Origin of the sequence: Halorubrum tebenquichense DSM 14210 (genome assembly GCF_000337415.1) — an archaeon.
Taxonomy (GTDB): Archaea; Halobacteriota; Halobacteria; order Halobacteriales; family Haloferacaceae; genus Halorubrum; species Halorubrum tebenquichense.
Genome location: NZ_AOJD01000006.1, coordinates 1 through 22,633 on the forward strand (window position 1 = coordinate 1; position 22,633 = coordinate 22,633).

Annotated in this window: 23 protein-coding genes and 1 tRNA gene; 15 read left to right on the plus strand and 9 right to left on the minus strand. The window is 64.7% G+C overall.

The genetic code is table 11. The annotated features are described in order from the left end of the window. Window positions 1–66: 66 nt before the first annotated feature. A complete protein-coding gene (locus C472_RS17950) occupies window positions 67–195 on the minus strand; it encodes a hypothetical protein (RefSeq protein ID WP_275039730.1) in 129 nt (42 codons plus the stop codon). 113 nt (window positions 196–308) lie between these two features. Between C472_RS17950 and C472_RS00755 the strand changes: the two genes are divergently transcribed. Continuing rightward, a complete protein-coding gene (locus tag C472_RS00755) occupies window positions 309–518 on the plus strand; it encodes a hypothetical protein (RefSeq protein ID WP_006627861.1) in 210 nt (69 codons plus the stop codon). 15 nt (window positions 519–533) lie between these two features. On the opposite strand, the gene C472_RS16075 is transcribed toward C472_RS00755, so the two are convergent. The 4 genes from C472_RS16075 to C472_RS00765 form a co-directional block, all read right to left on the minus strand. Further along, window positions 534–1,448, minus strand: a complete 915-nt coding sequence (locus tag C472_RS16075; RefSeq protein ID WP_006627862.1) for an HNH endonuclease — start codon at window positions 1,446–1,448, stop codon at window positions 534–536. A 110-nt stretch (window positions 1,449–1,558) separates the two neighbouring features. Further along, window positions 1,559–1,822 carry a hypothetical protein gene (locus C472_RS00760; protein WP_006627863.1) on the minus strand — a complete coding sequence of 88 codons (264 nt, stop codon included), beginning with the start codon at window positions 1,820–1,822 and terminating at the stop codon, window positions 1,559–1,561. Further along, window positions 1,815–1,970 carry a hypothetical protein gene (locus tag C472_RS17410; protein ID WP_006627864.1) on the minus strand — a complete coding sequence of 52 codons (156 nt, stop codon included), beginning with the start codon at window positions 1,968–1,970 and terminating at the stop codon, window positions 1,815–1,817. Before C472_RS17410 ends, C472_RS00760 begins: the two co-directional genes overlap by 8 nt. A 203-nt stretch (window positions 1,971–2,173) precedes the next feature. Then, window positions 2,174–2,247, minus strand: a tRNA-Tyr gene (locus C472_RS00765). A 143-nt stretch (window positions 2,248–2,390) separates the two neighbouring features. Between C472_RS00765 and C472_RS00770 the strand changes: the two genes are divergently transcribed. Further along, window positions 2,391–3,272 (plus strand): hypothetical protein, encoded by an 882-nt coding sequence (locus C472_RS00770; RefSeq protein ID WP_006627865.1) that lies wholly within the window; start codon window positions 2,391–2,393, stop codon window positions 3,270–3,272. Window positions 3,273–3,320: 48 nt separating this feature from the next. Here C472_RS00770 and C472_RS00775 read toward each other — a convergent pair whose 3' ends face one another. Then, window positions 3,321–5,045, minus strand: a complete 1,725-nt coding sequence (locus tag C472_RS00775; RefSeq protein WP_006627866.1) for a S8 family serine peptidase — start codon at window positions 5,043–5,045, stop codon at window positions 3,321–3,323. 113 nt (window positions 5,046–5,158) lie between these two features. Between C472_RS00775 and C472_RS00780 the strand changes: the two genes are divergently transcribed. After that, window positions 5,159–5,749 carry an NAD(P)/FAD-dependent oxidoreductase gene (locus C472_RS00780; RefSeq protein ID WP_006627867.1) on the plus strand — a complete coding sequence of 197 codons (591 nt, stop codon included), beginning with the start codon at window positions 5,159–5,161 and terminating at the stop codon, window positions 5,747–5,749. A 74-nt stretch (window positions 5,750–5,823) separates the two neighbouring features. Here the strand turns inward: C472_RS00780 and C472_RS00785 are convergent, their stop codons facing one another. Further along, window positions 5,824–7,503, minus strand: coding sequence for a succinic semialdehyde dehydrogenase (locus C472_RS00785; protein ID WP_006627868.1), 1,680 nt, complete (start codon window positions 7,501–7,503; stop codon window positions 5,824–5,826). 76 nt (window positions 7,504–7,579) lie between these two features. After that, window positions 7,580–8,620 (minus strand): AI-2E family transporter, encoded by a 1,041-nt coding sequence (locus tag C472_RS00790; RefSeq protein WP_006627869.1) that lies wholly within the window; start codon window positions 8,618–8,620, stop codon window positions 7,580–7,582. Between the two features lie 564 nt (window positions 8,621–9,184). On the opposite strand from C472_RS00790, the gene C472_RS00795 reads away from it, so the two are divergent. The 11 genes from C472_RS00795 to C472_RS00845 all read left to right on the plus strand — a co-directional run bounded on the left by C472_RS00795 (window position 9,185) and on the right by C472_RS00845 (window position 19,561). After that, the gene (locus C472_RS00795) at window positions 9,185–10,387 is read left to right on the plus strand and encodes an aminotransferase class I/II-fold pyridoxal phosphate-dependent enzyme (protein WP_006627870.1); all 1,203 of its coding nucleotides are present in this window, start codon (window positions 9,185–9,187) and stop codon (window positions 10,385–10,387) included. Further along, a complete protein-coding gene (locus C472_RS00800; RefSeq protein WP_006627871.1) occupies window positions 10,387–10,671 on the plus strand; it encodes a hypothetical protein in 285 nt (94 codons plus the stop codon). Before C472_RS00795 ends, C472_RS00800 begins: the two co-directional genes overlap by 1 nt. A gap of 79 nt (window positions 10,672–10,750) precedes the next feature. After that, window positions 10,751–11,128 (plus strand): translation initiation factor IF-5A, encoded by a 378-nt coding sequence (locus C472_RS00805; protein WP_006627872.1) that lies wholly within the window; start codon window positions 10,751–10,753, stop codon window positions 11,126–11,128. Window positions 11,129–11,134: 6 nt separating this feature from the next. Then, window positions 11,135–11,962 carry an agmatinase gene (gene speB / locus C472_RS00810; RefSeq protein ID WP_006627873.1) on the plus strand — a complete coding sequence of 276 codons (828 nt, stop codon included), beginning with the start codon at window positions 11,135–11,137 and terminating at the stop codon, window positions 11,960–11,962. Between the two features lie 238 nt (window positions 11,963–12,200). Further along, complete coding sequence (locus C472_RS16080) at window positions 12,201–12,524, plus strand: ArsR/SmtB family transcription factor (RefSeq protein WP_241432938.1); 324 nt, start codon at window positions 12,201–12,203, stop codon at window positions 12,522–12,524. Between the two features lie 1,072 nt (window positions 12,525–13,596). After that, window positions 13,597–14,091: a hypothetical protein gene (locus C472_RS00820; RefSeq protein WP_006627876.1), complete on the plus strand. Its 495-nt coding sequence runs from the start codon at window positions 13,597–13,599 to the stop codon at window positions 14,089–14,091. A 185-nt stretch (window positions 14,092–14,276) separates the two neighbouring features. Then, the gene (locus C472_RS00825; RefSeq protein ID WP_006627877.1) at window positions 14,277–15,809 is read left to right on the plus strand and encodes a bacterio-opsin activator domain-containing protein; all 1,533 of its coding nucleotides are present in this window, start codon (window positions 14,277–14,279) and stop codon (window positions 15,807–15,809) included. A 221-nt stretch (window positions 15,810–16,030) separates the two neighbouring features. Then, window positions 16,031–16,375, plus strand: coding sequence for a winged helix-turn-helix domain-containing protein (locus tag C472_RS00830; protein ID WP_006627878.1), 345 nt, complete (start codon window positions 16,031–16,033; stop codon window positions 16,373–16,375). Between the two features lie 927 nt (window positions 16,376–17,302). Further along, window positions 17,303–17,515, plus strand: a complete 213-nt coding sequence (locus tag C472_RS00835; RefSeq protein WP_006627879.1) for a hypothetical protein — start codon at window positions 17,303–17,305, stop codon at window positions 17,513–17,515. A 307-nt stretch (window positions 17,516–17,822) separates the two neighbouring features. Next, window positions 17,823–18,218 (plus strand): DUF5518 domain-containing protein, encoded by a 396-nt coding sequence (locus tag C472_RS17210; RefSeq protein ID WP_161612587.1) that lies wholly within the window; start codon window positions 17,823–17,825, stop codon window positions 18,216–18,218. 308 nt (window positions 18,219–18,526) lie between these two features. After that, a complete protein-coding gene (locus tag C472_RS00845; RefSeq protein ID WP_006627881.1) occupies window positions 18,527–19,561 on the plus strand; it encodes a sensor histidine kinase in 1,035 nt (344 codons plus the stop codon). On the opposite strand, the gene C472_RS00850 is transcribed toward C472_RS00845, so the two are convergent. Continuing rightward, the gene (locus C472_RS00850) at window positions 19,562–20,134 is read right to left on the minus strand and encodes a response regulator (protein ID WP_006627882.1); all 573 of its coding nucleotides are present in this window, start codon (window positions 20,132–20,134) and stop codon (window positions 19,562–19,564) included. A 449-nt stretch (window positions 20,135–20,583) separates the two neighbouring features. On the opposite strand from C472_RS00850, the gene C472_RS00855 reads away from it, so the two are divergent. After that, window positions 20,584–22,251: an ATP-binding protein gene (locus C472_RS00855; RefSeq protein WP_006627883.1), complete on the plus strand. Its 1,668-nt coding sequence runs from the start codon at window positions 20,584–20,586 to the stop codon at window positions 22,249–22,251. Window positions 22,252–22,633: the final 382 nt, after the last annotated feature.

Sequence of the window (22,633 nt, forward strand, 5' to 3'; positions counted from 1 at the left end):
GTCTAAACAGCCGCTGAGGCGGTCGTTTTCTGGCATAGAACACTTTGAAAACGCACCGCCTCACTTTCAAACCTTATCTGAACACCGTCTAACGTTCGCGCCCATTATTTCAAGTACCTCACCGAACGCGGTATCTGTCTCCGGTCTCAACATCTGCTGGAAATCCTCCAGCTCCTTCGCGCGCTGCTCAACCATCGTCTGCTGCGTCCTACTTGGCGGCACAGGTGAACGAAGTGGGGTTTTAAAGAAAGATGTAAGCCACACGTGAGGAGTAAAAGTGAACATGACACTGAAAGCGGCTTATCGCGATGATCTCCGCGAGTTGGTCGCCGCCCTCGACGATCGCGGTGTTTTCCGTCCGTGAACGTGAAGCGTGGGAGGAAGGGATTGACGAGGCCGATGAGATGAGCGAGCCGATGACGACCGCCGAAGCGCTACACAAAGCGATGATGGATCGGGAGGGCGTCGACGAGATCGTTGGCGAGCATACAGAAGAGCGAACGCAGGCATTTGTGTGAGGTCTAAATAACCGATTAGTTCCTGTTGATCGCTTCTGACCTTCTTCCCCACAGTTTGTACGAGCCATAGGTGAGAGACGCAAACAGAAGGATTAGCCAATATACGCCTAGTCTGTCAAAAAATGGCTTGCGCACTTCCAATGTCATCTCATCACTTTGACGGTGGGTACCAATTTCCTTGTACTGTTCAGTAAATATCTGAGATTCAGCACCAAACGTCGCTGTTCGGGGGTGTGGTCCTGAGTTCGCAATGAACTTCCAGCCGGGAGAAGTAATGCTGACAACTTTTGATTGTCCTGGTGAAAGGTCAAAGTCAATTTCCGACAACTCTCCACGATTGGCGTAGTTCGCCCTCACCTTTACTTTTAGATTACCTCGAATATCGTTATTACTTGGATTGTGAATTTTAAAAGTCAGTTGTGCCTCATCGTTCTGTGAAATAACGTTGTCTGACAATTCATATTGGACATTGAGAGATGGGCCAGGATTGTAATCGTAGGTAACATCGCCGGTGTCTGGATTTTCACTCATTCCAATATAGTCGATAGAGTAGTCCTCAGTAACAGTCTCACCAGCCGGGAGAACTTGTCCAAAAGCTATGAGAGTAATGACCAGAATAGTAGCACAAGCCATCAAGACAATTGTAATAAGCATTTCAGCGGCATCCTGTTGATCTGAATTCCCTGAGGAGGAAGTTGCGCTACCTCCAACTCCGTGGCCGTGTATATTTTCATGACAGGATTTACAAACAGTCTTGAGATTACCTTGTCTGTGTGATCCCCCTTCTGATTTTGGTTTTATATGGTGTGCGTGTAGTTTTGCGTTGCCACGTTTCCCCCCTAGAGATCCGCATTCCTGGCATCGGTAATTGTCGCGCTTGTAGATTTTCTTCCGGCGAGAATTCCAATCAGATGGATAGCCATCTCCCATTCGCATAGCACTATAATGTCAATGCTGTTTAAGTGCGGTGTCACAAGAATATATACGATAATCCGGCGAATTCAGGTCCTTAGTCCCGGATCTGCAGACGAAGGTGTGATTTAATTAGATTCTATCTTTTGTATTACCGGATATATTAGATAGTTCCAAATCTTATCGAGCGGCGTCGGGAAACCCGTCATGTGCTCGATCACATCATCAAGGGCGACCAGCAGGCCGATGAACGCGAAGCTCGCACCGGTCACCGGGTAGTACGGCCAGATCGAAGCAAATCCGAACAGCGCCAGCGCGACGCCGACGTAGAAGTGGTGCGGCGCGAGTGCGTCCCCGTCTGGCTCCTCCTCAGGGTCGAAGATCTCACTCATCGCTGGCTTCCTCCATCGCGGTCTCCTCGTCCATACCTGGTGGCGGACGGTACGCGAGCTTCGCTAGCACAAGCCGCCCGAACCCGCGTAACCGCTCCTGCGCGAAGTAGGCCGGGCACATCGCCCCCGCGATGAACGCGACGAGCATCAGCGCGAACGTCCGAGCGTTACGTAGACTAGCCGCTCACGAATATGGAAACTCAGTCCGCCCTCCCCGAATTGAACTCGCCGAGACGGTCCTGCTCGTTCGCTTCGCTCACTGCGCGGGCTGCGACTCGTCTGCTCGATTCGGGTCGGTCGTCCCGCACGGTCAACACCCGTTCGCTGTCGCTCACGGGTGTTGAGGTTCAGTCCGCCCTCCCCGAATTGAACGGGGGACAAGTCGATCTACAGTCGACTGCTCTACCAGGCTGAGCTAAGGGCGGTTACCGTATTCTACCCGCTGGATTCAACTTAAGGGTTCCCTTTCAAAACGAGTGTGATCCGCCGTACCGCGGCGCGGATCGACGACCCGCGAGCCCCGCGCCCGCCGCGGGGCTGTTAAGTCGCTCGCGGCGGGAGCGACACCATGGCCGACGGCGACGACAGACAGGCGACGTTCGGGTCGGACGGGAGCCTCGAAACCGAGACGACGCCGGACGCGACGGGCGAGAACGACTTCGGCGACGAGAAGGAGGCGAACGAGACCGACGGCGGCTACAGCCGCTACGTCGTCTCCAGCACCCTCCAGAAGGCGGTCCGGCGCTCCGACGAGGAGGTCGCCGCGTGGGCGGCGTGGGAGCTGGCCCGCTCCGGCTACGCGTGGAACCTCTGGGACCGCCTGAACCTCTACGTCGTCGAGGACCTCCGCGCGGGAAGCGACGTGGCGCTCACCATCGAACGCTACGAGGAACTCGCCACCGAGCGCTGGGACCCCGCCGAGTGGAAGGGCCGGATCTGCGCGATCCACGCCGCGCTGGCGGCCGCCCGCGCGCGCTCGACCCGCGAGGCGTCGAACGCGGACGCCTACTTCTCCGCCGTCGCCGAGGTCAGGGCCGAGGCCCGCGAGCGCGGCGAGGAGCCGCCCCACGACTTCCCGGTCGGCGACCTCGAACCGGAGGGCCGGTTCGACGCCGTCTTCGACGGCCACACCGGCGAGGGGTCGAAACTGGACCGCGGGACCCGATTCTTCAAGACCCACGGCGCGCGCGTCGGTCCGGAGGGCGAAGACGAGCAGAGCGCGCGCTGGCAGCGGCTCGCGATGCTGCTCGACGAGGACGTCGAGTACGACGCCGACGAACTCGACCGCGGCGTCGAGCCGGTCGACCCCGAGAACCCCTGGCGCGACCCGGCGACCGCGGAGGAAGACGAGGAGGGGGGCGGAGACGACGGAGAGGGCGACGACAGCGAAAGCGGCGACGGCGAAAGTGACGACGACCCCACCGGCTCGCTCACCGACTTCGGCGAGTAGAGCGTCTCGCAGGGGACTCTTCTCCGGAAACCCAGTGATCGAACCCGGTCAGTCGCGGCCGCGTCCGACCCGGGAGCGGCTCGCGAGCGCGACGGCGACGACCGCGGCGAGCGCGGCGACCGCGCCGAATCCGGGCGCTCGCCCGTCGGTACCGCCGTCTCCCGTCCCGGGTCCGTTTTCGTTCCTGTCGGTCGTCCCGTTCCCCCCGGTCGTCCCGTTCACGTCGGTCGGCTCCGCGGGCGGCGTCGCCTCGACGGCGGCCCCCACGGCGGCGGGCGCGTCGACGACGCCGTGCCCGTACCGGGTGTCGGGGTCCGTCGCGTTCGTCGGGTGGACCGCGGTGTCGACGAGCGCGGCCTCGATCGTCGGGGCGGCGACCCGGCCGTCGGTGGCGGCGACCGCGAGCGCGGCGACCCCGCTCACGTGCGGCGCGGCCATGCTCGTCCCCTGCCGGAAGACGTAGCCGTTCCGGGTGCCCGCCGCGGCGCTCGCGACCCGGACGCCCGGCCCGGTCACGTCGGGCACGACGTACGACTCCGGCCAGTCGTCCGGCGGCGAACCGAACGCGGCCGCGTCGACCCGCTGGCCGCCGGAGAACGGCGGGACGGTCCCCTCGGCGTCGACCGCGCCCACGGCGACCGCGTCGTACACGTTGGCGGGCGACGAGGAGGTGTTCTCGCCCTCGTTGCCGACCGCCGCGACCACGACCGTGCCCGTCGCGCGGGCGTTCCTGACCGGGCCGACGAACCCGCGGAACGTCCCGTTCGCGCCGAGGCTCAACTGGAGCACGTCGGCGTCGGCCGTCGTCGTCGCGTGTTCCATCGCGGCGAGGACCGCCGCGAACGTCGCGGTCCCGTTCTCGTCGAACGCGTCGATCCCGTAGAGGGCCGCCTCGGGCGCGACGCCGATGTGCGTCCCCGAGGCGTTCCCGCCCGCGACCGTCCCCGCGACGTGGGTCCCGTGGCCGTCGGGGTCGAACGCCTCCGACGCGTCGTCGCTCACGAGCGTCCCGTTCCCGTCGAACGACGCCCACCCCGCGAGGTCGATGTCGCGGTGAGACCGGCTGACGCCCGTGTCGACGACCGCGACGGTCGCGCCCGACCCCCGCGTGCCGAACCGCCGCCACGCGGTCGGCGCGCCGATCTGCCGCAGTCCGGACGTGGCCCGGCCGTCCGGGTCCGCTTCGATCTGCTGTGTGCCGGTCGATCCGATCGGCTCGACGACGACGTTCTCGTGGATCCGCGTGACGTTCTCGACTGCGCGCAGGTCGGCCGCGGTCACCCGGTCGGCGTCGACGGTGACGAGCGCCGCGTTCGCCAGCCAGAACTCGCGCTCGACGGAGACTCCGGGGCGGTCGGCGGCGAACGACTCGAAGGCGCTCCGCTCGGCGGCGGCGTGGTCACGGAGGTCGGCGACCGTCGCGCCGGCGTTCGCGCCCGCCGCCGGAACCCCGTCGGTCGCGCCGAGCGCGGCGGGGTCGTCGACCGGGTCGAACCGCACCACGAGTTCGACCGTTCCGTTCGCCCCGGCGAGCGGGGACCCGCTCTGCTCGGCCGTCGGGGGCACTCCGTCGTCGACCGCGGCGTCGGCGGCCCCGAGCCCCGTGGCCGCGTGGCCGGCGGCCGCGACGCCGCCGGGCCCCACCGCGAGCGCGACGAGGAGGACGCCGAGCGCGACGAGCACACCGACCCGGACCGGTCGGTCGCGAGACGGCGGTCCCCCGGCGTCGGGCGACTCCCGAACCGACCCGCGCCGCGGCTGCCCGTCAGTCATGGATCGATCTCCGGGGGTCGGCGCAAATAGCTTCTGTTCGGGTGCGTCGGCGGCCGCGGTCGCCGCTCTCCGCTTCCGCCAACCCTTATGTTCCGGACCGCGTTGACGCGGCCATGACAAACGTCGCAATCGTCGGCGGTGGACCCGCCGGACTGAGCGCCGGACTGTTCGCGAGCAAGAACGGACTCGACACCGTCCTCTTCGACACGGACGGGACGTGGATGCACAAGGCGCACCTGTTCAACTACCTCGGCGTCGGCTCCGTCGGCGGCAGCGAGTTCATGGCGACCGCCCGCCAGCAGGTGGACGACTTCGGCGTCGACCGCCACCAGGGCGAGGAGGTCACCGACGTGGAAGCGGCCGGCGACGGCTTCACCGTGACGACCGAGGAAGGCGAGTACGAGGCCGACTACGTCGTCCTCGCGACGGGCGCGAACCGCGACCTCGCCGAGTCGCTCGGCTGCGAGTTCGACGACGACGACACCGTCAGCGTCAACCTCTCGACGGAGACCAGCGTCGACGGCGTCTACGCGACCGGCGCGATGGCCCGCGCCGAGGAGTGGCAGGCGGTCATCTCGACGGGCGACGGGGCCGCGGCCGCGCTCGACATCCTCTCGAACGAGAAGGGCGAGCACTACCACGACTTCGACGTCCCGGACACCGCGGCCGCCGTGTTCGGCGACCTGATCGACGACGGCGAGTAAGCCCGAGCCCGCCCCGTTCCGATTTTTTTCGCGACGACCGACCGCTCCTCAGCGACGCGATAACCGACCGCCGCTCAGCGACGCGACAAGCGCCGCCGGAGCGCGTCGACGCCGCGCCGCGCCCCGCGAGCGATCCGCATCCCGGCGAACGCGCCCCGGACGAACCAGTCGGTCGGGATCCGATCCGGGAACGTCAGCGGGCCGACCCGGGAGACGCCGACCGTCCGGGTCTCAGTGTACCGGTGGATGCCCTCGTGGCCGTGCCGACGACCCAACCCCGAGTCGCCGAACCCGCCCATCGGCGCGTCGACCGCGCCCCACGTGGCGAGGAACGCGTCGTTGACGTTCACCGTGCCGCAGTCGATCTCGCGGGCGACTTCCGCGCCCCGCTCGCGGTCGGCCGTCCAGACGCTCGCGTTCAGCCCGTACGGCGAGTCGTTGGCGGCCGCGACCGCGGCCGCGGCGTCCGGGACCGGCCTCACCGTCGCGACGGGCCCGAACGTCTCCTCGCAGGCGACCGTCGCGTCCGGGTCGACGCCGGTCAGTACCGTCGGCTCGTAGCAGTACGGGGCGACGTCCGGACGGGCGCGCCCGCCGGTCTCGACGGTCGCGCCGCGCTCGCGGGCGTCCTCGACGTGCGACTCGACCCGGGCCAGCTGGTCGGCGTCGACGAGCGACCCGAGGTCGGCGTCGTAGTCGTAGCCCGTCCCGAGCGTCAGCGCCTCGGTCTCGCGGACGAACGCGTCGAGGAACTCCTCGTACGCGGACTCGACGACGTAGACCCGCTCGGCGGAGAGGCAGAGTTGCCCCGCGTTCGAGAAGCAGGCCTGAACCGCGCCGCGCGCGACCTCGTCGACGTCGGCGTCCCCGAGCACGACGAGGGGGTTGTTGCCGCCGAGTTCGAGCGAACAGCCGATCAGGTTCCGGCCCGCGCGCTCCGCGATGACCCGACCGGTCGCCGTGCTGCCGGTGAACGCGACGTAGTCGACGGCGTCGACGAGCGGCGGGCCGACGGTCGGTCCCTCGCCCGTGACGACCTGGAAGAGGTCGTCGGGCAGTCCGGCGACTTCGAGCAGCTCCGACAGCAGCAGCGCCCCGTACGGCGTCTTCTCGTCGGGCTTGAGGACCACCGCGTTGCCCGCGGCCAACGCGGGGATCGCGTCGGCCATCGACAGCGTGAGCGGGTAGTTCCACGGCGAGATGACGCCCACGACGCCGACCGGCTCGCGGGTGACCGTCGCGGTCGTGACGCCGGGCGCGACCCCGCGGCGGCGCTCCTCGGCGAGCGCGTCGGGGGCTTCGCGGGCGACGTACGAGCAGCCGGTCGGCACGTCGAACAGCTCCTCGACCGCGGTGCGCCGCGACTTCCCCGTCTCCAGCTGGAGCACGTCGAGCAGCTCCTCGCGCCGGTCCGCGACGAGGTCGCCGAACCGGTCGACGATCCGGGCGCGCTCCGCCGCCGGCGTCCCGGCCCATTCCGCCTGCGCCTCTCGGGCGCGTTCGACCGCGCGCTCGACGTCGTCCGCGTCGCAGGCCGGAACGCGCCCGATCCGCTCGCTCGTCGCCGGGGCGAACACGTCGATCGCGTCGGGGTCGTCGCCGTCGTCATCGCCGGTGTCGCCGCCGTCAGCTTCGTCGCCGTCGCCGTCGTTCGCGGGCCGGGAGCGAGCGACGCGATCGGCGAGCCCGTCGATCCGTCGCGCCGTGAGAGTCGGTGCGTCGCCGATCACGGTCGGGGGGTCCGTCGAAGACATCAGGTATCGGAGGGACGGCCGGCGGAGGGAAAGCGGTACCGGCGACGGAGAGCGAATGCGGGCGCTCGGCCGCCGGTCAGTCCGCCGAATCCGCGCGCTCTTCGACCGGCTCGGCCGCCGCCGCGGCGGACCCCGACGACGAGCCGTGTTCCGAGAGCATGTCGATCACTTCGAGCAGCAGCGACACGACGAGCGGGCCGACGATGACGCCGACGGCACCGAGCGTGAGGATGCCGCCGACGAATCCGACGAAGTAGAGGCCGGGGGAGATCTTCCCGGTCCGGTCGGCGAGCTGCGTCCGGATCACCGCGTCGGGCACGAACGCGACGACGACGAGCCCGATCACGAGCACGGCGACCGCCCGCCCGGTCTCGCCGACGAGGAGGTCACCCGCCCCGAGCGCGACGACGAGGACGCTCGGGCCGACGACGGGGACGAACTGGAGGATGCCCGCGATGACGGCCAGCAGGACCGGCGAGCCGTAGCCCAGCGCCCGGAACACCGCGAGCGCGAGGACGAACGTGCCCGCCGCGGTCGCGGCCTGTAGCACGTAGATCGAGTACAGCGTCTCCCGCGTCCGCTCGTGGAGTCGAGCCGGGATGTCGTGGTACTCGGCCGGGACGATACCGAAGACCGCCGTTCCGACCGCTCCCGGCCGGTACAGGATGCCGTACACGAGGAAGGTGAACACGACGAGCTCCAGAACGAGCACCGGTGCCGCGCCCGCGACCGCGAGCGCGACTCCCCGGATCCACGTCTCAGCGGCCGCGACGAACGGCGCGATCTCGACGACCGTCTCGAAGCCGCCGACGCTGATCGGGACGGCGTCCGGGACCCGCTCCAGGATCGCGATCAGCTGCGAGCGGCGTCGGTACAGCGCGTACAGTAGCGGTGCGACGAGGAGGGTCGCACCGGCGAACGCGACGGCGGTGGCGGCGGCGCACGCGATCCGACGCGAGAGGCCGCGACCGACGAGCCGCTGCCGGAGGGGGTACAGGACGTACGCGACGGTGACCGCGAACACGACCGTCCGCAGCACCTCCGCCAGCACGGCCGCCGCGAGCGTCGCCAGGGCGACGAGCAGCACGCCCAGCAGCCGTTGCCGGTTGAGAACCATGCCGGCCTGTCGCGATCGGCGAGGATAGTCGTTGCGGTGGCCGCGGCGACCGCGAGCCGATATGTGACCACCGGCGACCGGTGGCGACGATCAGTTATAAACAATACTGCGGTCGGCGCGTGCCTCCGAGTGGCCGCCGAAGGTGGCCGCGAGGAGCACGCGCGAGGGACGCGGTGAGTGAGGGGCGACCGCAGGGAGCCCCGAGCGAACCGCGAGGCCGGGGAGGCGTGAGGTGCTGGGCGTTTGCGGGCGGGCGGGACTCAAAGGGGCAGTCGCGCTCGGCGAACCCCAGCGACGCAAGGACCGCAGGAGCGAACGCAGTGAGCGACGAGGACCGCAGCGAGCTGTGGGAGTCGAGCGCGACTGGGGCTTTGGAGATGTTCACCGCCGATCCGTCCGCAGACATTCATGAGTGAGCGGCTGGAACTTCGGAAGCGTTCCTCGGCGAATCGTCGAAGCACCACAGCACCGAACACGCCAGCTTGTCCCGCGACTGCCACCGGCAACCGCGACACCGTCACCAACAACCACAGCACCTAACCTCGCGGCCGCCCGAACGGCGGTATGCGCATCGACCCGTTCGGCCTCGAACGCTGGTTCGCGGAGCACGAACACGAGGCCGACATCATGCTGGCGGAAAGCGGCATCCGGTCGCTCGACGCGAGCCGGTTCGACCTCGACCCGGGGAAGCTCGGCTACGTCATCCCGACGAACGGCGACCCCGAGTTCCGGGCGTCGGTCGGCGACCGTTACGGCCGGTCCGCCGACGAGGTGCTCTTCACCTGCGGCACGCAGGAGGCGAACTTCCTGACGTTCCTCTCGCTGCTCGGCGACGAGGGCCCGGTCGACGGGGGAGGGGGCGGTGACGAGTCGGACGCCCCGCCGGTCGGCGTCGGCTCCGGCACCCACGCCGTCGTCGTCACGCCGACGTATCAGGCGCTCCACGCCGTCCCGGACGCGTTCGGCGACGTGACCCGCGTCGAGTTGGAGCCGCCCGAGTGGGAACTGGACCCCGAGGCGATCGCCGACGCGGCCCGCGACGACACCGCGGTGATCGTCGTCAACAACCCGAACAACCCGACCGGGCAGTACCACGACGAGGCCGCCATGCGGGCGATATACGACGTCGCGGTCGAGCACGACGCCTACCTGCTGTGCGACGAGGTGTACCGCCTGCTCGCCGAGGAGCCGCAGCCGCCGGTCGCGAGCTACGGCGCGCACGGCATCTCGACGACCAGCCTCACGAAGGCGTACGGGCTCGCCGGCCTCCGGTTCGGCTGGATCGCCGGTCCCGAGCCGGTCGTCGAGCGCGCGTGGCGCTGGAAGGACTACACCACCATCTCGCCGAGCCTCTTCGGACAACACGTCGCCAAGCAGGCGCTCGGGCGGCGCGAGGACCGGATCCTCTCGGAGAACCGCGAACTGGCGGCCGACCACCGCGACCGCGTCGCGGACTGGGTGGACGGACACGACCTCGACTGGCTCGACCCCGTCGGCGTCAACGCGTTCGTGACGGTCCCCGACGGCTTCGACGACGCCGAGTCGTTCTGCCGGACGGTCGTCGAGGAGGCGAGCGTCGTCCTCGCGCCCGGTCACCTGTTCGGCTTCCCGGACCGGTTCCGGATTGGGTTCGGCCTCCCGACCGAGGAACTGGAGGAGGGACTCGACCGGGTGAGCCGGGTGATCGAGGCGGCGGGCGAACGGGCCGGCGACGGCGGCGCGGCCGCCGAGGAGGACGCGGCGACGCGGAGCGGGGGTGACGACTGATGGGGCTGCTCGGTGACCTCAAAGACGACGTGGTCGGCCTCGTCCGCGACCCGACCGACGAGCAGCGGATTCTGGTGATCGCGTTCGTCGGCATGGCGATCGCGGACCGCTACATGTACTTCAACGACATCCCGTTCGTCGTCCGGACGACGGCTGCGGTCGGCGTCGGGTTCATCGTCATGTTCCTCGTCAGCTACCTCCTCACGGGGCAGTTCGTCCCGCCGGACGGGAACGCCGACGACGACGAGGGCGTCGAGGAGTACGTCGACGAACTGGACCCCTGATCGGCGCGGTCGCGAGCCGCGAGCGTCCGCCCGACGGCGTTCCAAACCGTTTATACCCGCGCCTCCGGAAATAGCGCCTATGCCGCGAGAGCAGAAGCAGGTTCGCGAACTCCAGGAGGGCAGCTACGTGATGATGGACGACGCGCCCTGTAAGATCGACCATTACAGCACCGCCAAACCCGGCAAACACGGCAGCGCCAAGGCCCGCGTCGAGGGCAAGGGCGTCTTCGACGACAAGAAGCGCTCGCTCTCGCAGCCGGTCGACGCGAAGGTGTGGGTCCCGATCATCCAGCGGAAGCAGGGACAGGTCGTCAACGTCAGCGGTGACGAGGTCCAGGTGATGGACTTGGACACCTACGACACGTTCACGATGCGGATCCCCGAGGGCGAGGACTTCGCCTCGGACGACAACATCGAGTACCTCGATTACGAGGGCCAACGGAAGATCCTCGGGTAATCGGGAATGTTCCCCGGAGCGACGACGGACCGCGAAACTGCTTCGTACGTGGTCGTCGGCGCTCCGCTCGACGCCACGACCACTTTTCAGCCGGGCACCCGGTTCGGACCGGACCGGGTCCGGCGATTCGCCGAGACGTACGACGACTACGACCGCCGCACCGACAGTCGCTTCTCCGCGCTCGGCGTCCACGACGCCGGCGACGTGCGCCCGTGGGACGACCAGCGCGAGTACCTCGACCACCTCGCCGCCGAACTGCGGAGCGTCGTCTACGACGACGCCGTCCCCCTGCTCGTCGGCGGCGAGCACACGGTCACCTACGCGGGCGTCGACGCCGTCGACCCCGACGTCCTCGTCGTCTGTGACGCCCACCTCGACCTCCGCGAGGCGTACGACGGGACCCCGTGGAACCACGCCTGCGTCACGCGCCGGTGTCTCGACGACCTCGGCGTCGACCGCGCCGTGATCGTCGGCGCGCGGACCGGCTCCGAGGCCGAGTGGGACCGCGCGGCCGACGCCGACGTGGAGGTCGTCGCGCCCGCGGACGCTCGCGGGTGGATCGACGCGCTCGACGGCGACGCGTTCGCCGGCGAGTCGGTGTACTGCTCCGTCGACGTCGACGGACTCGACCCGGCGTACGCCCCCGGAACCGGAACGATGGAGCCGTTCGGACTGGATCCGCGAGAGGTCCGCGGCCTCGTCCGGGCGGTCGCGCCCAGCGCGGACGGGTTCGACGTCGTCGAGGTGAACGACCGCGACGACGGGCAGGCGGCGGCGGTGGCCGGGAAACTGCTGCGGGAGTTCGCGTACTCGCACGCGGACGCGACGCGCTGACCGTCGGCCGCGGGCGTCTCCCGGCGGGAAAGCGTTTCTCAGTGATTTCTCCGGTGTCGGTTTCACCGCGTCCCGGCCGAATCACTCAGTGGAATGAGCGTGCGAATAGAGTGCCTCCTAGAGCTGTTCGTGTTCCAAGCGAGTGGGGTGTAGTCGCTGAGTCAGCGAATCCGCGTGCCGGTTTATTATTTTCTCCCGGATATTGGGATCCGTGGCCGCAGATTGCCCTCCAGACGAGGTGTTTGCCCTGCTTGATGATGAGTACGCACGCTCACTGCTATCGGCCACGAGCCGTCAACCCATGACTACACCCGAACTCAGCGAGCAACGTAACACGTCCAACTCCACTGTGTACCGTCGATTAAACAAACTCGAGGAGTACGGTCTCGTCAGAGCGACCTACGTTCCGGGTCCCGACGGCAATCATCGAAAACAGTACAAGGCACAACTTGACGAGTTGGTTGTTAGTCTGGACGGAGGCGTGTTCAAAGTAAGCGTACAGACTGCCACGCGAGCCCAAGAATTTGCGGATGTAGTTACCGATCTCTGGGAGGGAATATGATCGCCTCTGCTGGTGTTCAAATCACGCAGTTCCTCACGGCTCTGGAATTGCTTTTAGGCACCGTGATTGTATCCCTCGCGTTCTACGGCTACCGCCGTAACGCCAGTCAACCAATCCTCCTCCTTGGTAGCGGTATCGCAACAATGACCTTGTTGAGTACAATGACAACGATTGTCAACAGTATTCTCCTCGGTGTTTCTTTCGTTGCGCCACTAACTATGGGTGTTGAGATTATCGGCATGTGTCTGCACTATACGCAATCGTCCTCGCACGCCCGACATAGAACCAGATAACCGCATTTTGAAAGAAAGTGTTTGGATTCACATGTTAGTGTACACCTCCGTAAGACGATGAAACCATTTTACACAGCTTACACCGCAATCCTAACAAGAACCTACGGAATCACTCATCAAAACTCATGAGTCTCTCCACGCTACGAAAGCTTCTGATCGTACAACCGGCCCTGACTACCGGAGCGTTGGGCGCGTTGATCTGCTATGCGATCGCATCTCTTTCGTACCCGACTGTCCACTCAGTCGACTTTCTCCCGTTGCTACCGGGTGGCGTACTGTTGCTGGTTCTCGGGGCATTGTTCGTCTACACTCCCGTGTACGTCCTCGCGCTCACCCTCGATCTACGACGCACACTACAGACGGCCGCTCCCGGGTCACGGATTCGATGGGGGACGTTGGCGCTCGGATCCCAAGGTGGATATTTCGTCATCCCGTTGCTTCAGGCCTACGACTGGGGGGTTCTGGACACGCTGGTCTTCGGGGTAATCGAGTTCGGACTCATTTCGCTCGCGGCGATCGCCTCCGTTCGACACATCCGTGTTGGTCGCTAGGAGAGTATCAGGCTCTCTGGATTCACGTCGCGGCCTTTCGAAAGCGAGCAGTCGACCCGTGGGACCCCGTTCGTCGGTTCGAAGCCGGGGAACGAGCATTGCTCCAAGCGGTCCACAGCAAATCCACTACAGACGTGTTTCAGAATATTCGGTATCCGATTTCACAGCCAGAGACACGCCGTTGGGGTTTACTGTGTAACAACACCAACGACAACATGTCCCCCAACGATGAACCGGATCACGCCTTCATCTTCCGACTCCGTTACACGACGTCAAGCTATTGCGATCGGCGCTAGCGCCGCCATAGCGTCGACAGCGGGTTGTTCAACGGTCCTTGACGCAGTCGGTAACCAGGTCTTCGAAGAGGTCAATCTACTTAATCAGCTGAATCACGAGGTCGCTGGGTCGATCGAGATCGTAGACCCCGACGGCGAGACGGTTCTCGATACCTCGTTCAGTGTCCCCTCGACTGAGGCCGATGGTGACAGTAACATCGTCGCCTACGCCGACGTTTGGACCACCACGGGTGAGTATGAAGTCGACCTAGAACTCACGGACACCGAGATCGCAGGGGCCTCACGACTCAATCGGCCGTTTTCGATCACAAGTACTGAAGAGGAACTCGTCGCCATCTCCATCGGATCGACCGATGAGAGTGAACCAATCGCCCTTCGTGTCGGCGAATCGTTCTCCGATCTCGGCCGGACAAACGAAACTGACTGAGTCGGGGCAAAACAGTCGCGTCGGAGGCCAGCAAACATGCCACCTGCGGAAGGAGAGGCGCTGGCAGTTAGGCCTGAGAGAATGTCACTCTCATAGCGGTGGGAAGCAATTAAATCGGATGCTCTCCCAAGATAGCGGCGAGCGCCCTCCCAGTTTTCGGGGAGAAGAGAGCTTTCCGGAGTACGATGGAACACCGCCTTGAGAACGCCCCGATCGGCATCATAACGGTTCGAGAGGAGACCGTACAGGAATGTAACGCCCCCGCGGCCGACGTTCTCGTGACCGACGCCCCCGCCGGCGATCCGATCGTCGACGTGTTTCCGCGCTCGGTTGAAGACTCGATCTCACAGGCGTTCGACGGGGCGTCGGTATCGGACGTCTCGTTCGAAGAGTACTATCCGACGGTCGACCAGTGGCTCTCGGTCTCGGTCGTTCCTGAAGACGACGCCGCGACCGTCTACGTGTCCGACGTGACGGAACAGAAGGACCGCGAACGGACCATCGAACGGCTTCGAGCGGAGTCTGAGCGGGCGACTGTGGTCGATCGACTGATAGCTGATGTCCTCCAGGGGCTGATCGACGCTACCTCTCGGGAGGCGATCATGGAGCGGATCCGAGAGCGGTTAGGGACCTCCGAGCAGTACCGATTTGCGTGGACCGGCGAACGCGTTGCCGACGGCGACGAGCTGCTCGTCGGCGGAGTCGCGGGCGAACCGGGAGAGACGTTCCCTGCGATCCGCGAGGCAATCGAGCAGGGCGCTGCTATCCCCGAACGCGGAGCCGTCGAACGACAACGGCCGGAGCTGATACGGTCGGTGAGCGAGGACGAGACGGTCCCGGAATCGATTCGTGTTGCCGGGTTCGCTGACGGCGTTCAGTCGGTGCTGGCGCTCCCGTTAGTCTATGGCTCCAGCGTCTACGGGGTCGTCGGGGTGTACGCGGAAACGGAGACTGCGTTCAGCGATCACGTGCGGTCGAGCTTCGAGACGTTGGGCGAGCTCGCCGGGTTCGCGATCAACGCGACCCAGAATCGGAAACTCCTGTTTGCGGATACGATCACCGAGGTCACGTTCGAACTCGCCTCGAACTCCCCGCTGGTGCGGGTAAGCGATACGTGTAGCGCAGCGCTCACGCTTGACGGCACGGTAGCTCCGGACGAAGACGGTCTCACGTGTTTCCTGACGGTGTCCGGAGCCGACCCGAAGAGCGTCGTCGAAACGGTCGATTCGGAGCCGATGACACGCGACGGCCGGATCGTCCGCCGAGAGGACGAAGCGCACGGCCGAGTCGAGGTGACGCTCGCCGACACGGTGCCGCTCGTCTCGGCGGTCAATCACGGCGCTACGGTCCGCACGGCGACGTTCAACGACGGTGACGGTCAACTCGTCGTCGAACTCTCGCCGGACGCGAACGTCCGCCGACTGGCCGGCGTGATCGGCGACGAGGACGCCGCTCCTGTCCTCGCGCGGCAAGATCAGACTCGATCCCCGACCACGAAACGGGAGTTCCAGAACGAGCTCGACGAACGGCTCACCGAACGACAGGCGACTGCCTTACGGACGGCGTATCTCGCTGACTACTTCAGGTCGCCGCGGGGCAGCACGGCCGAGGAGGTCGCGACGTCGCTCGGGATAACCGGATCGACGCTCCTCCATCACTTGCGTGCGAGCCAACGAAAGCTGCTGAAAGCGTTCTACGACGAACACGACGACGGGTGAGTCAAGCAGTCGTCCACGTGTTTCGAGACCAGCGATTCGGATGGTCCGACGAGAGTCACAGTTCGCCGTGGCGGTTGGTAGGACCGGTAGCACAGAACAACGCCGTTCCGATGACGGCCGACTGTCGATTACCGCGGGTCTGGATAGTTAGATACTTGCTCGCGAGCGAGTCTGAATAATGAGCATATTCCACCAAGGGAGTCCCGCAGCGTGGTAGTTGTATGGCAGTGGGACAGCAGTCGCGTCACGACCGCACGGAGGAATCGGCACCCGAGTTATCGACGGACCGGCTACTCGATCTGTTCGGCGACGAGTACACGCGGCGAGTGTTCGAGGCCGTCTCGGAACGGCCTCGTGGTGGTCGTGCCGTGGCCGAGGCGGCCGATGTTTCACGAGCGACGGCTTACCGACGCCTCAACGACCTTCGGGACGCCGGCCTAGTCACGAGCGAGTACCACATCGCGTCCGACGGGCATCACTGCAAGCAGTTCGCCGCCTCTGCCCAGCACCTATCCATCTCGCTGGACGGCGGCGACATCGATGCCGCAATCAGTTTCGGTCGATAACGTCGAAACGTACTGGCTCTTCCGGTCCCGGAGGTACGTCGGCGTCGTCTGCGGGGTGAGGCCGAGCGCCGCATGGCCTACGAGGTGGTGCCGTCCGATATAACTGAATTTTCTCTGATCGATACGTCGCCCTTCTCCGAGCGGTAACTCCGCCCGCTTACCGCGGTAGCAATGCGAACTTCACCTGTTCGCGGCAGCTGAAGCTGACACCGATTTATAACCCCTTGTCGATCGCACTGCTCTCACGTCGAACACGGACCTGTCCCGAGGGGGCTTGTTGCCGACGGCGAAACACGGACCGGGGGTATTGGTTGTACCCACCCGTTGACACAGTTGCCCGTCACGACCCACGACGGGCCGAAGTCATCCGTTCCCCCCAATCGGATTCCGACCGCCCCCGCAGACGCTCTCTGTCAGCCCTCCGCGGAAGCGTTCCGTCTTCACCCATCGGGCGATCAGCCCCCGCTGGTCGCCGTCCACGCGCTTCCCCTTTCGACTCGGGACCGATTGAGACCCCCGAGGACATCGGTTCAGCCGGCCGTTCCCAGCACCCCGTCCCTCCTCGGTGTGTGTCCTCCCCCGTCAGAACCTCGTCGCCCTCAGCGGGCGAGGCTGCCACTACGTATCCGTTACTCCACCAGAACGTTCCCGATACGACGGTTTCGCTCCCGTTGTCGCGCTGTGGACAGGAGTCACGTGTCTTTCGGGACTCGTAGTTGCTGGACTCGCGGTCCGGCTGACTGTCGCGTCTCGGAACGAATCCGACAGTCACCGGCCTGACGGTTACGGCAACGAACTACCTCACTAGGGGCCATGTTTCTCCCGATGCGTTGCTAGTTTCGCCGGAGTCGGATTAACTCTCGTCACGCTGACTCCGGTTCGGAAACACGACATTGGTTACGTCATTCCTCGCGTTAGCCATCATCCATGGCACAATCGGCGAACGTGTTCCGAAACCCGCTCTTTCCGTGGGGGATCCCCGCGACGTCGACCGCGACCATCGTCGCGGTCGCGTTCCTCCTCGTCGATGATCGAACGGTCCGGTTGATGATGCTCGCCGTCGCCGCCGTCGACCTCCTCGTTACGCCGCAGATACCGAAGCGGCCCGCCCGAAACGCAGAGGATCCTTTCGACCCGTGAGGGGGTCCGCGAGCCGGCTTTCCTCACAGTCCCCACTGTTTCGAGTACGGAGACAGAGGCCACCCCACTATGATAATCGTTCGCCAACACTGGTCTATGAGTACTCTCCAGTCCAATCAGGCGCGGGAAGTTCTCCCGTCCGTCCTCGGACTACTGGGAGGACCGGCCGTAATGCTCTGGCTAATGAACGCAGGTGTGCTGTCTGGTGGAATCGGTGTCTTCCTCGCCATCTGCGCAGTGAGTGGGGTCACCATCGCTCTTATCGGAACCGCCACGGAACGACTGGTGCGACGGTATTCTCTTTGAAATGCCCTCAGCACGACGACTCAGTAGCGTTTCTCCGTCGTGGCGAGCCGCAATTATCGGTGTCCTCGCCTCGTTACCTGCCACGGTTCTGATAAATCGGTTCCCAAACTCTGAAGCGACCGTTGGCGCGGGGGCCGTGCTGGTGGGCGGGGCGATCGCAGGGGCCGTGGCCAACGGGCCAGAGGACGCAGGTGCGGCAGGAGCCCGTGCCGGGTTCCTCGGCGGAGTCACCGAGACACTCGTCTTCCTGATCGGTGAGGGGCCGACGGTCCTACGGCCAAGGACTCAGATTCCGTTCTTCGTGTTCGCTGTGGTGATGATCCTCTGTGCGTCGCCGCTGCTGGGGTGGGTGTTCGGTCGGCTTGGTGGGCGGATTAGCGCGGTCGTCAGCCGCTGAGGTACCGTTTTGATCGTCACTGAGATCCGAGCGCGACCGACTGTCCATCTAGTCTCAGTCGGTGAAACGACTGCTGAAGGGGTTCAATCACTTGTCCATCCGGGAATCGATCGATGGTACCCGAAGCAACCAGAACGATCTCGGCACGCACCGTGTTTCTGGGTCAGAATCAGGAACTAATACTAAAACGGCCTCTGAACTATAGTCACAATATGGACGATACCGGACTTCGGATCGACCGACTGCCGTCGCCGCGAGTTCGGGCGGACAAGTCTCTGTGGAGTCCCCCGGCGGGACACAACTGATCGATGAGTGACAAGCGTCCCGCGGCGATACCGTTGAGCGACTTCCACGACCCGGTCCTCGCATACGCCATCGAGGGGAAAGACGCCTACGTGACGGCCGCGAACGAGAGCTTCGAGCGTCGATTCAACAGCGAACCATCCGGCACGCGACTATCGACGGTCGTCGACCAGTTCAACAGACAAGACACGACGGGCGACCGCGATCCACTCACCCACATCGTGCGTGGCGACCGAGTCGGGATCCGTCTCGAGGGATACGGTCATGAGGGTCCGTTCTTTGTTCGCGTGATTCCGTCGAACGACCAGTCCGGGTATCTCGTCTTTTCTGATCTGCGTGACTGTCCGGATCGTGAAAACTCACCGGGCGTCGATCAGGTCACCAGCGTGATCAGCCACGACCTGCGAAATCCTTTAGACGTCGCCAAAGCACACCTTCGAGCGGCCGAGGAGACCGGCGATCCGGAACACTTCGAATCGGTCGCAGACGCCCATGACCGGATGGAACGGATCATTCGCGACGTCCTGACCCTGACCCGCGACGGTGCCGTCGTCAGCCCGTCTGAAGAGGTCGGAGTCGAGACCGCTGCGAGAAACGCCTGGCAGACCATCGACAGCGAGCAGGCTTCGCTCACGGTGTCGGAGTCGCTCCCGACCGTCACGGCAGATCCTGACCGTCTTCAGCGGTTGTTCGAGAATTTGTTTCGGAACAGCGTCGAACACGGAACGACCGACGATCGAGCGGAGTCTACGGACCAAGACGCACGAGATTCCGGTCACTCTACGTCAGGAGACGGTGATGCCCCGACGCCGGTCATGATCTCTGTTCAACCGTCTGCGGACGGGTTCTACGTCGCCGACGACGGCCCCGGCATACCTCGGGCGGAACGCGACGTCGTATTCGAGGCCGGGTACTCGACCCGCGACGGTGGGACCGGGCTCGGCCTCGCGATCGTTGAACGGATCGTCGAAGCGCACGGCTGGGAGTTGACGCTTACTGACGCCGATTCCGGGGGCGTTCGGTTCGCGGTGAGCGTCTGATCAATGCGTCTCGCGTTCGATACCGGAGAACGTGTTCAGCAGGTCGTTTGCGTCCGGCAGTAGCCGATAGACCCGGTCTCGTAGCGTTGTGGCCCGCTCAGTAAGCGCCGAGAACTCCTCGTGGTCAGCCAGTCGCTCAGAGGGTAACTCGGTCGCAATGACCGAGCGCTTCGACTCGATCTCGAAGTATTCTCCGAGAAGCTCGTACGCCAACACTTGACACTGCTGATCGACGGCGGCCCTGATGTCCTCGCGTTCGACTGGCTTACAGAGATAGTCGTCAAACGGGAGTTCGAGGATATCTAATCCCGGATCAATGGCGGTCACCATGACAATGCGGGTATACACATCGTAGCCGCGCAGTTCTGATAGGATGTCATCGCCAGATCGGTTCGGCATGTGTCGGTCTAACAGGACTACGTCGGGCGGCTGAGACTCGTCGATTGCCGACAACGCCTCGCTTCCGCCGTACGTAACCGTAACATCCGCTACCCCCTTCAGTCGGAGAGCATACGCGTCGGCGACCTCTTTCTCGTCGTCGACGAGCAGCACCTGCGGCTGGTCGACGTACATGTCGCCCGTCACGCCGCGTCAGTAGTGGCTACAGTGTTTAATAACCGCGGCTTTGTTCGGTATTGGTGGATATGAATCCCTTCCAATTGTTGATCGCGAAATAGGGCTGCTGATCTGATAAATCGACTCGTGTAGAGTCAACTCGTGTAGAGTCGACTTGTGTAGATGGAACGTTGGTCTGAGACAGCATTCACTTCGCGTACCTACCGGGGCAGCCGACGAGAAACGGACGTCTGAACCCGCTCCCGAACCGGACCTCGTCTTCGATGTATCTTCGTCCAGTCGGTTTCGAGGGCGGGCGTTTCATTGCGGGAAACACGGCCCCCGATAATTAAGCCGCAGTCCGTCAAATACGATCCGAGACATGTGTCCCCGCAATCGAATAGCATCCGAATCGATGCCGGTCAATACGACCCGAGCAGTATAGACGGGGAGATCTGACACGCTCGATGGTGACCCTCCAGCTAATGGCCTCAGTAGCCGTCGACATTGTCCCCGTCGTCGCATTAGCGTGGGTGACGTGGAAAGCCGCGGACGACCGGTCTCCCCCGAACGCGACCGCATTCGCCGCCGTAGCCGGTGGCTTACTCTTCTGGGCGGTATTATCGCTCATCTCGGAGTTCCCTCACGAGTGGTCGGTCGTCGGGAACCTCGCCGGTGTCGGACAGGTGGTCCCGGCCGTCTTCCTCCCGGGACTCTGGCTCGTGTACGTGCTCGGCTACACTGGCCGCGGGACCGGGCTGACCCGCCCCCGAATCGCGATGTTCGTAGCTCTCGCGTTGCCGCTCGCCGGTGCCGTCGGCACCGTCGCCGCCTTCGACGGCGATCCGTCGAGAGAGGCAGTCCAGCGCTCACTCGCCTCACTGATCGGGACTGAGCTAGTCTTGTTGTTCCTCGTGTACGTGTACGCCGCGGTCGTCTTCCTCAGATATGGGTGGAATCACGGACGGGTCTCGAAGGGGCAGTTGGCAGTACAACTCGGCGCTGTCTCGGCCCCGTACGTCGTCGGGGCGTGGCGCGACGGCAACCTGATATTTGACGGGGTGACCTCCGGACTGTTAATCTCCGGACTGTTGCTTGCGATTTCCGTGCGTCGGTATCCCGTGCTGACGGGGTTCCCGAAGGCGGACTACGTGGCTCGCACACGGGTCGTCGAAGCGTTACAGGAAGCGGTCGTCGTCGTCGACTGGGATGGCCGCGTCCTCGACGCCAACGAAACGACGGAATCCCTCTTCGACTTGTCGGTCCACGAGATGATCGGCACTCCGATAGCGTCGGTCCTCGACGGAATCGACGCGGTAGATCTCTCACCGGAGGCGGCCAACACGGTCACTCTCCAGACGACACGGGGACGCCGACGGTTCCAGTACACCGTCTCTGGCGTTGGCCCTGACGGTGCCGAGAACGGTGACCCAGTCGCGAGAGCGGTCGTACTGCGAGACATCACGGATAAGCGCACCCGTGAACAACGTCTCTCGGTCCTGAACCGTGTTCTCAGACACAACGTCCGGAACAAGCTCGACGTCGTACTGGCGCACGCAGATCACGTTGAAGACGACGATCACCGTCAGGCGATCCGCGACAGCGTGAGCGATCTCGCGTCGGTCAGTCAGAAGGCTCGAGACGCCGAGGCGGTGATGACGGACAGCAGCGGTGCCGCGTCGCCCGTCGATCTCGTTGCTGTCGTTGAAGGAGTTGCGGCGAGCGCCCGAACGGAACACCCCGACGGCACCATCACCGTCTCCGCGCCGGAAGAACTCCGGATCGAATCGCACCAGACTGTCGTCCGGCGTCTCGTCGCGGAACTAGTCGAAAACGCCGTCGTCCACTCAGACGGTCCCGCTCGTGTCGACGTTGGCGTCGGGACTCGTTCGGACGGGACACCCCGACTTCGGGTGTCAGACAACGGTCCCGGTCTCTCGAATCATGAGCGCGACCTACTGACCGGGAGCGGTGAGACGCAACTCGATCACGGAATCGGCGTGGGACTGTGGTTCGTTAACTGGGCTGTTGAGCAGCTCGGCGCCGAACTCGACTTCGAAGGTTCAGACTCGGGAGGGACGACCGTTGTCGTCCGATTCTACGGGACCGAGAGGCTGACTGACGAACTCCGCTGAGACACGTATCCACCTGATGTGGGCCCGACTGGGGCAGTGCGCCAAGTGAAGGGGGTTGAGCCGCGCAGGGGAATCACCGCTCATTCGAGGCCCTGTATCTCGGCGTCTGGTATGTCGGCCCGCTAAGTGGTGGTCACTTCGCCGATTCCGTTGGAGTCACAGAACAGGACGTGGCGAACAGATCCCTCTCGTGTTCGCCGCGATCGGTGCCCTCGTATAGTCTTTTCGACACGTCGGCGGAGAGTCTATCGGACCAGCGACTGAGACGCCGCCCCATTCGCTCGACATCCCGTCGGACGTACCCGCGCTGATAGGCTCCCAACTATCCCGTGTGACTTCATCGCGGGATTCCATCCGAGAGGAGCAGTCCGCGATGTACTGC

What these genes read in the sequence shown, in the direction of transcription:
- C472_RS17950 (WP_275039730.1), bottom strand. Translation starts at nt 195, where the DNA reads ATGGTTGAGCAGCGCGCGAAGGAGCTGGAGGATTTCCAGCAGATGTTG.
- C472_RS00755 (WP_006627861.1), top strand. Translation starts at nt 309, where the DNA reads ATGATCTCCGCGAGTTGGTCGCCGCCCTCGACGATCGCGGTGTTTTCC.
- C472_RS16075 (WP_006627862.1), bottom strand. Translation starts at nt 1,448, where the DNA reads ATGGGAGATGGCTATCCATCTGATTGGAATTCTCGCCGGAAGAAAATC.
- C472_RS00760 (WP_006627863.1), bottom strand. Translation starts at nt 1,822, where the DNA reads ATGAGTGAGATCTTCGACCCTGAGGAGGAGCCAGACGGGGACGCACTC.
- C472_RS17410 (WP_006627864.1), bottom strand. Translation starts at nt 1,970, where the DNA reads ATGCTCGTCGCGTTCATCGCGGGGGCGATGTGCCCGGCCTACTTCGCG.
- C472_RS00770 (WP_006627865.1), top strand. Translation starts at nt 2,391, where the DNA reads ATGGCCGACGGCGACGACAGACAGGCGACGTTCGGGTCGGACGGGAGC.
- C472_RS00775 (WP_006627866.1), bottom strand. Translation starts at nt 5,045, where the DNA reads ATGACTGACGGGCAGCCGCGGCGCGGGTCGGTTCGGGAGTCGCCCGAC.
- C472_RS00780 (WP_006627867.1), top strand. Translation starts at nt 5,159, where the DNA reads ATGACAAACGTCGCAATCGTCGGCGGTGGACCCGCCGGACTGAGCGCC.
- C472_RS00785 (WP_006627868.1), bottom strand. Translation starts at nt 7,503, where the DNA reads ATGTCTTCGACGGACCCCCCGACCGTGATCGGCGACGCACCGACTCTC.
- C472_RS00790 (WP_006627869.1), bottom strand. Translation starts at nt 8,620, where the DNA reads ATGGTTCTCAACCGGCAACGGCTGCTGGGCGTGCTGCTCGTCGCCCTG.
- C472_RS00795 (WP_006627870.1), top strand. Translation starts at nt 9,185, where the DNA reads ATGCGCATCGACCCGTTCGGCCTCGAACGCTGGTTCGCGGAGCACGAA.
- C472_RS00800 (WP_006627871.1), top strand. Translation starts at nt 10,387, where the DNA reads ATGGGGCTGCTCGGTGACCTCAAAGACGACGTGGTCGGCCTCGTCCGC.
- C472_RS00805 (WP_006627872.1), top strand. Translation starts at nt 10,751, where the DNA reads ATGCCGCGAGAGCAGAAGCAGGTTCGCGAACTCCAGGAGGGCAGCTAC.
- speB (WP_006627873.1), top strand. Translation starts at nt 11,135, where the DNA reads ATGTTCCCCGGAGCGACGACGGACCGCGAAACTGCTTCGTACGTGGTC.
- C472_RS00820 (WP_006627876.1), top strand. Translation starts at nt 13,597, where the DNA reads ATGAACCGGATCACGCCTTCATCTTCCGACTCCGTTACACGACGTCAA.
- C472_RS00825 (WP_006627877.1), top strand. Translation starts at nt 14,277, where the DNA reads ATGGAACACCGCCTTGAGAACGCCCCGATCGGCATCATAACGGTTCGA.
- C472_RS00830 (WP_006627878.1), top strand. Translation starts at nt 16,031, where the DNA reads ATGGCAGTGGGACAGCAGTCGCGTCACGACCGCACGGAGGAATCGGCA.
- C472_RS00835 (WP_006627879.1), top strand. Translation starts at nt 17,303, where the DNA reads ATGGCACAATCGGCGAACGTGTTCCGAAACCCGCTCTTTCCGTGGGGG.
- C472_RS17210 (WP_161612587.1), top strand. Translation starts at nt 17,823, where the DNA reads ATGCCCTCAGCACGACGACTCAGTAGCGTTTCTCCGTCGTGGCGAGCC.
- C472_RS00845 (WP_006627881.1), top strand. Translation starts at nt 18,527, where the DNA reads ATGAGTGACAAGCGTCCCGCGGCGATACCGTTGAGCGACTTCCACGAC.
- C472_RS00850 (WP_006627882.1), bottom strand. Translation starts at nt 20,134, where the DNA reads ATGTACGTCGACCAGCCGCAGGTGCTGCTCGTCGACGACGAGAAAGAG.
- C472_RS00855 (WP_006627883.1), top strand. Translation starts at nt 20,584, where the DNA reads ATGGTGACCCTCCAGCTAATGGCCTCAGTAGCCGTCGACATTGTCCCC.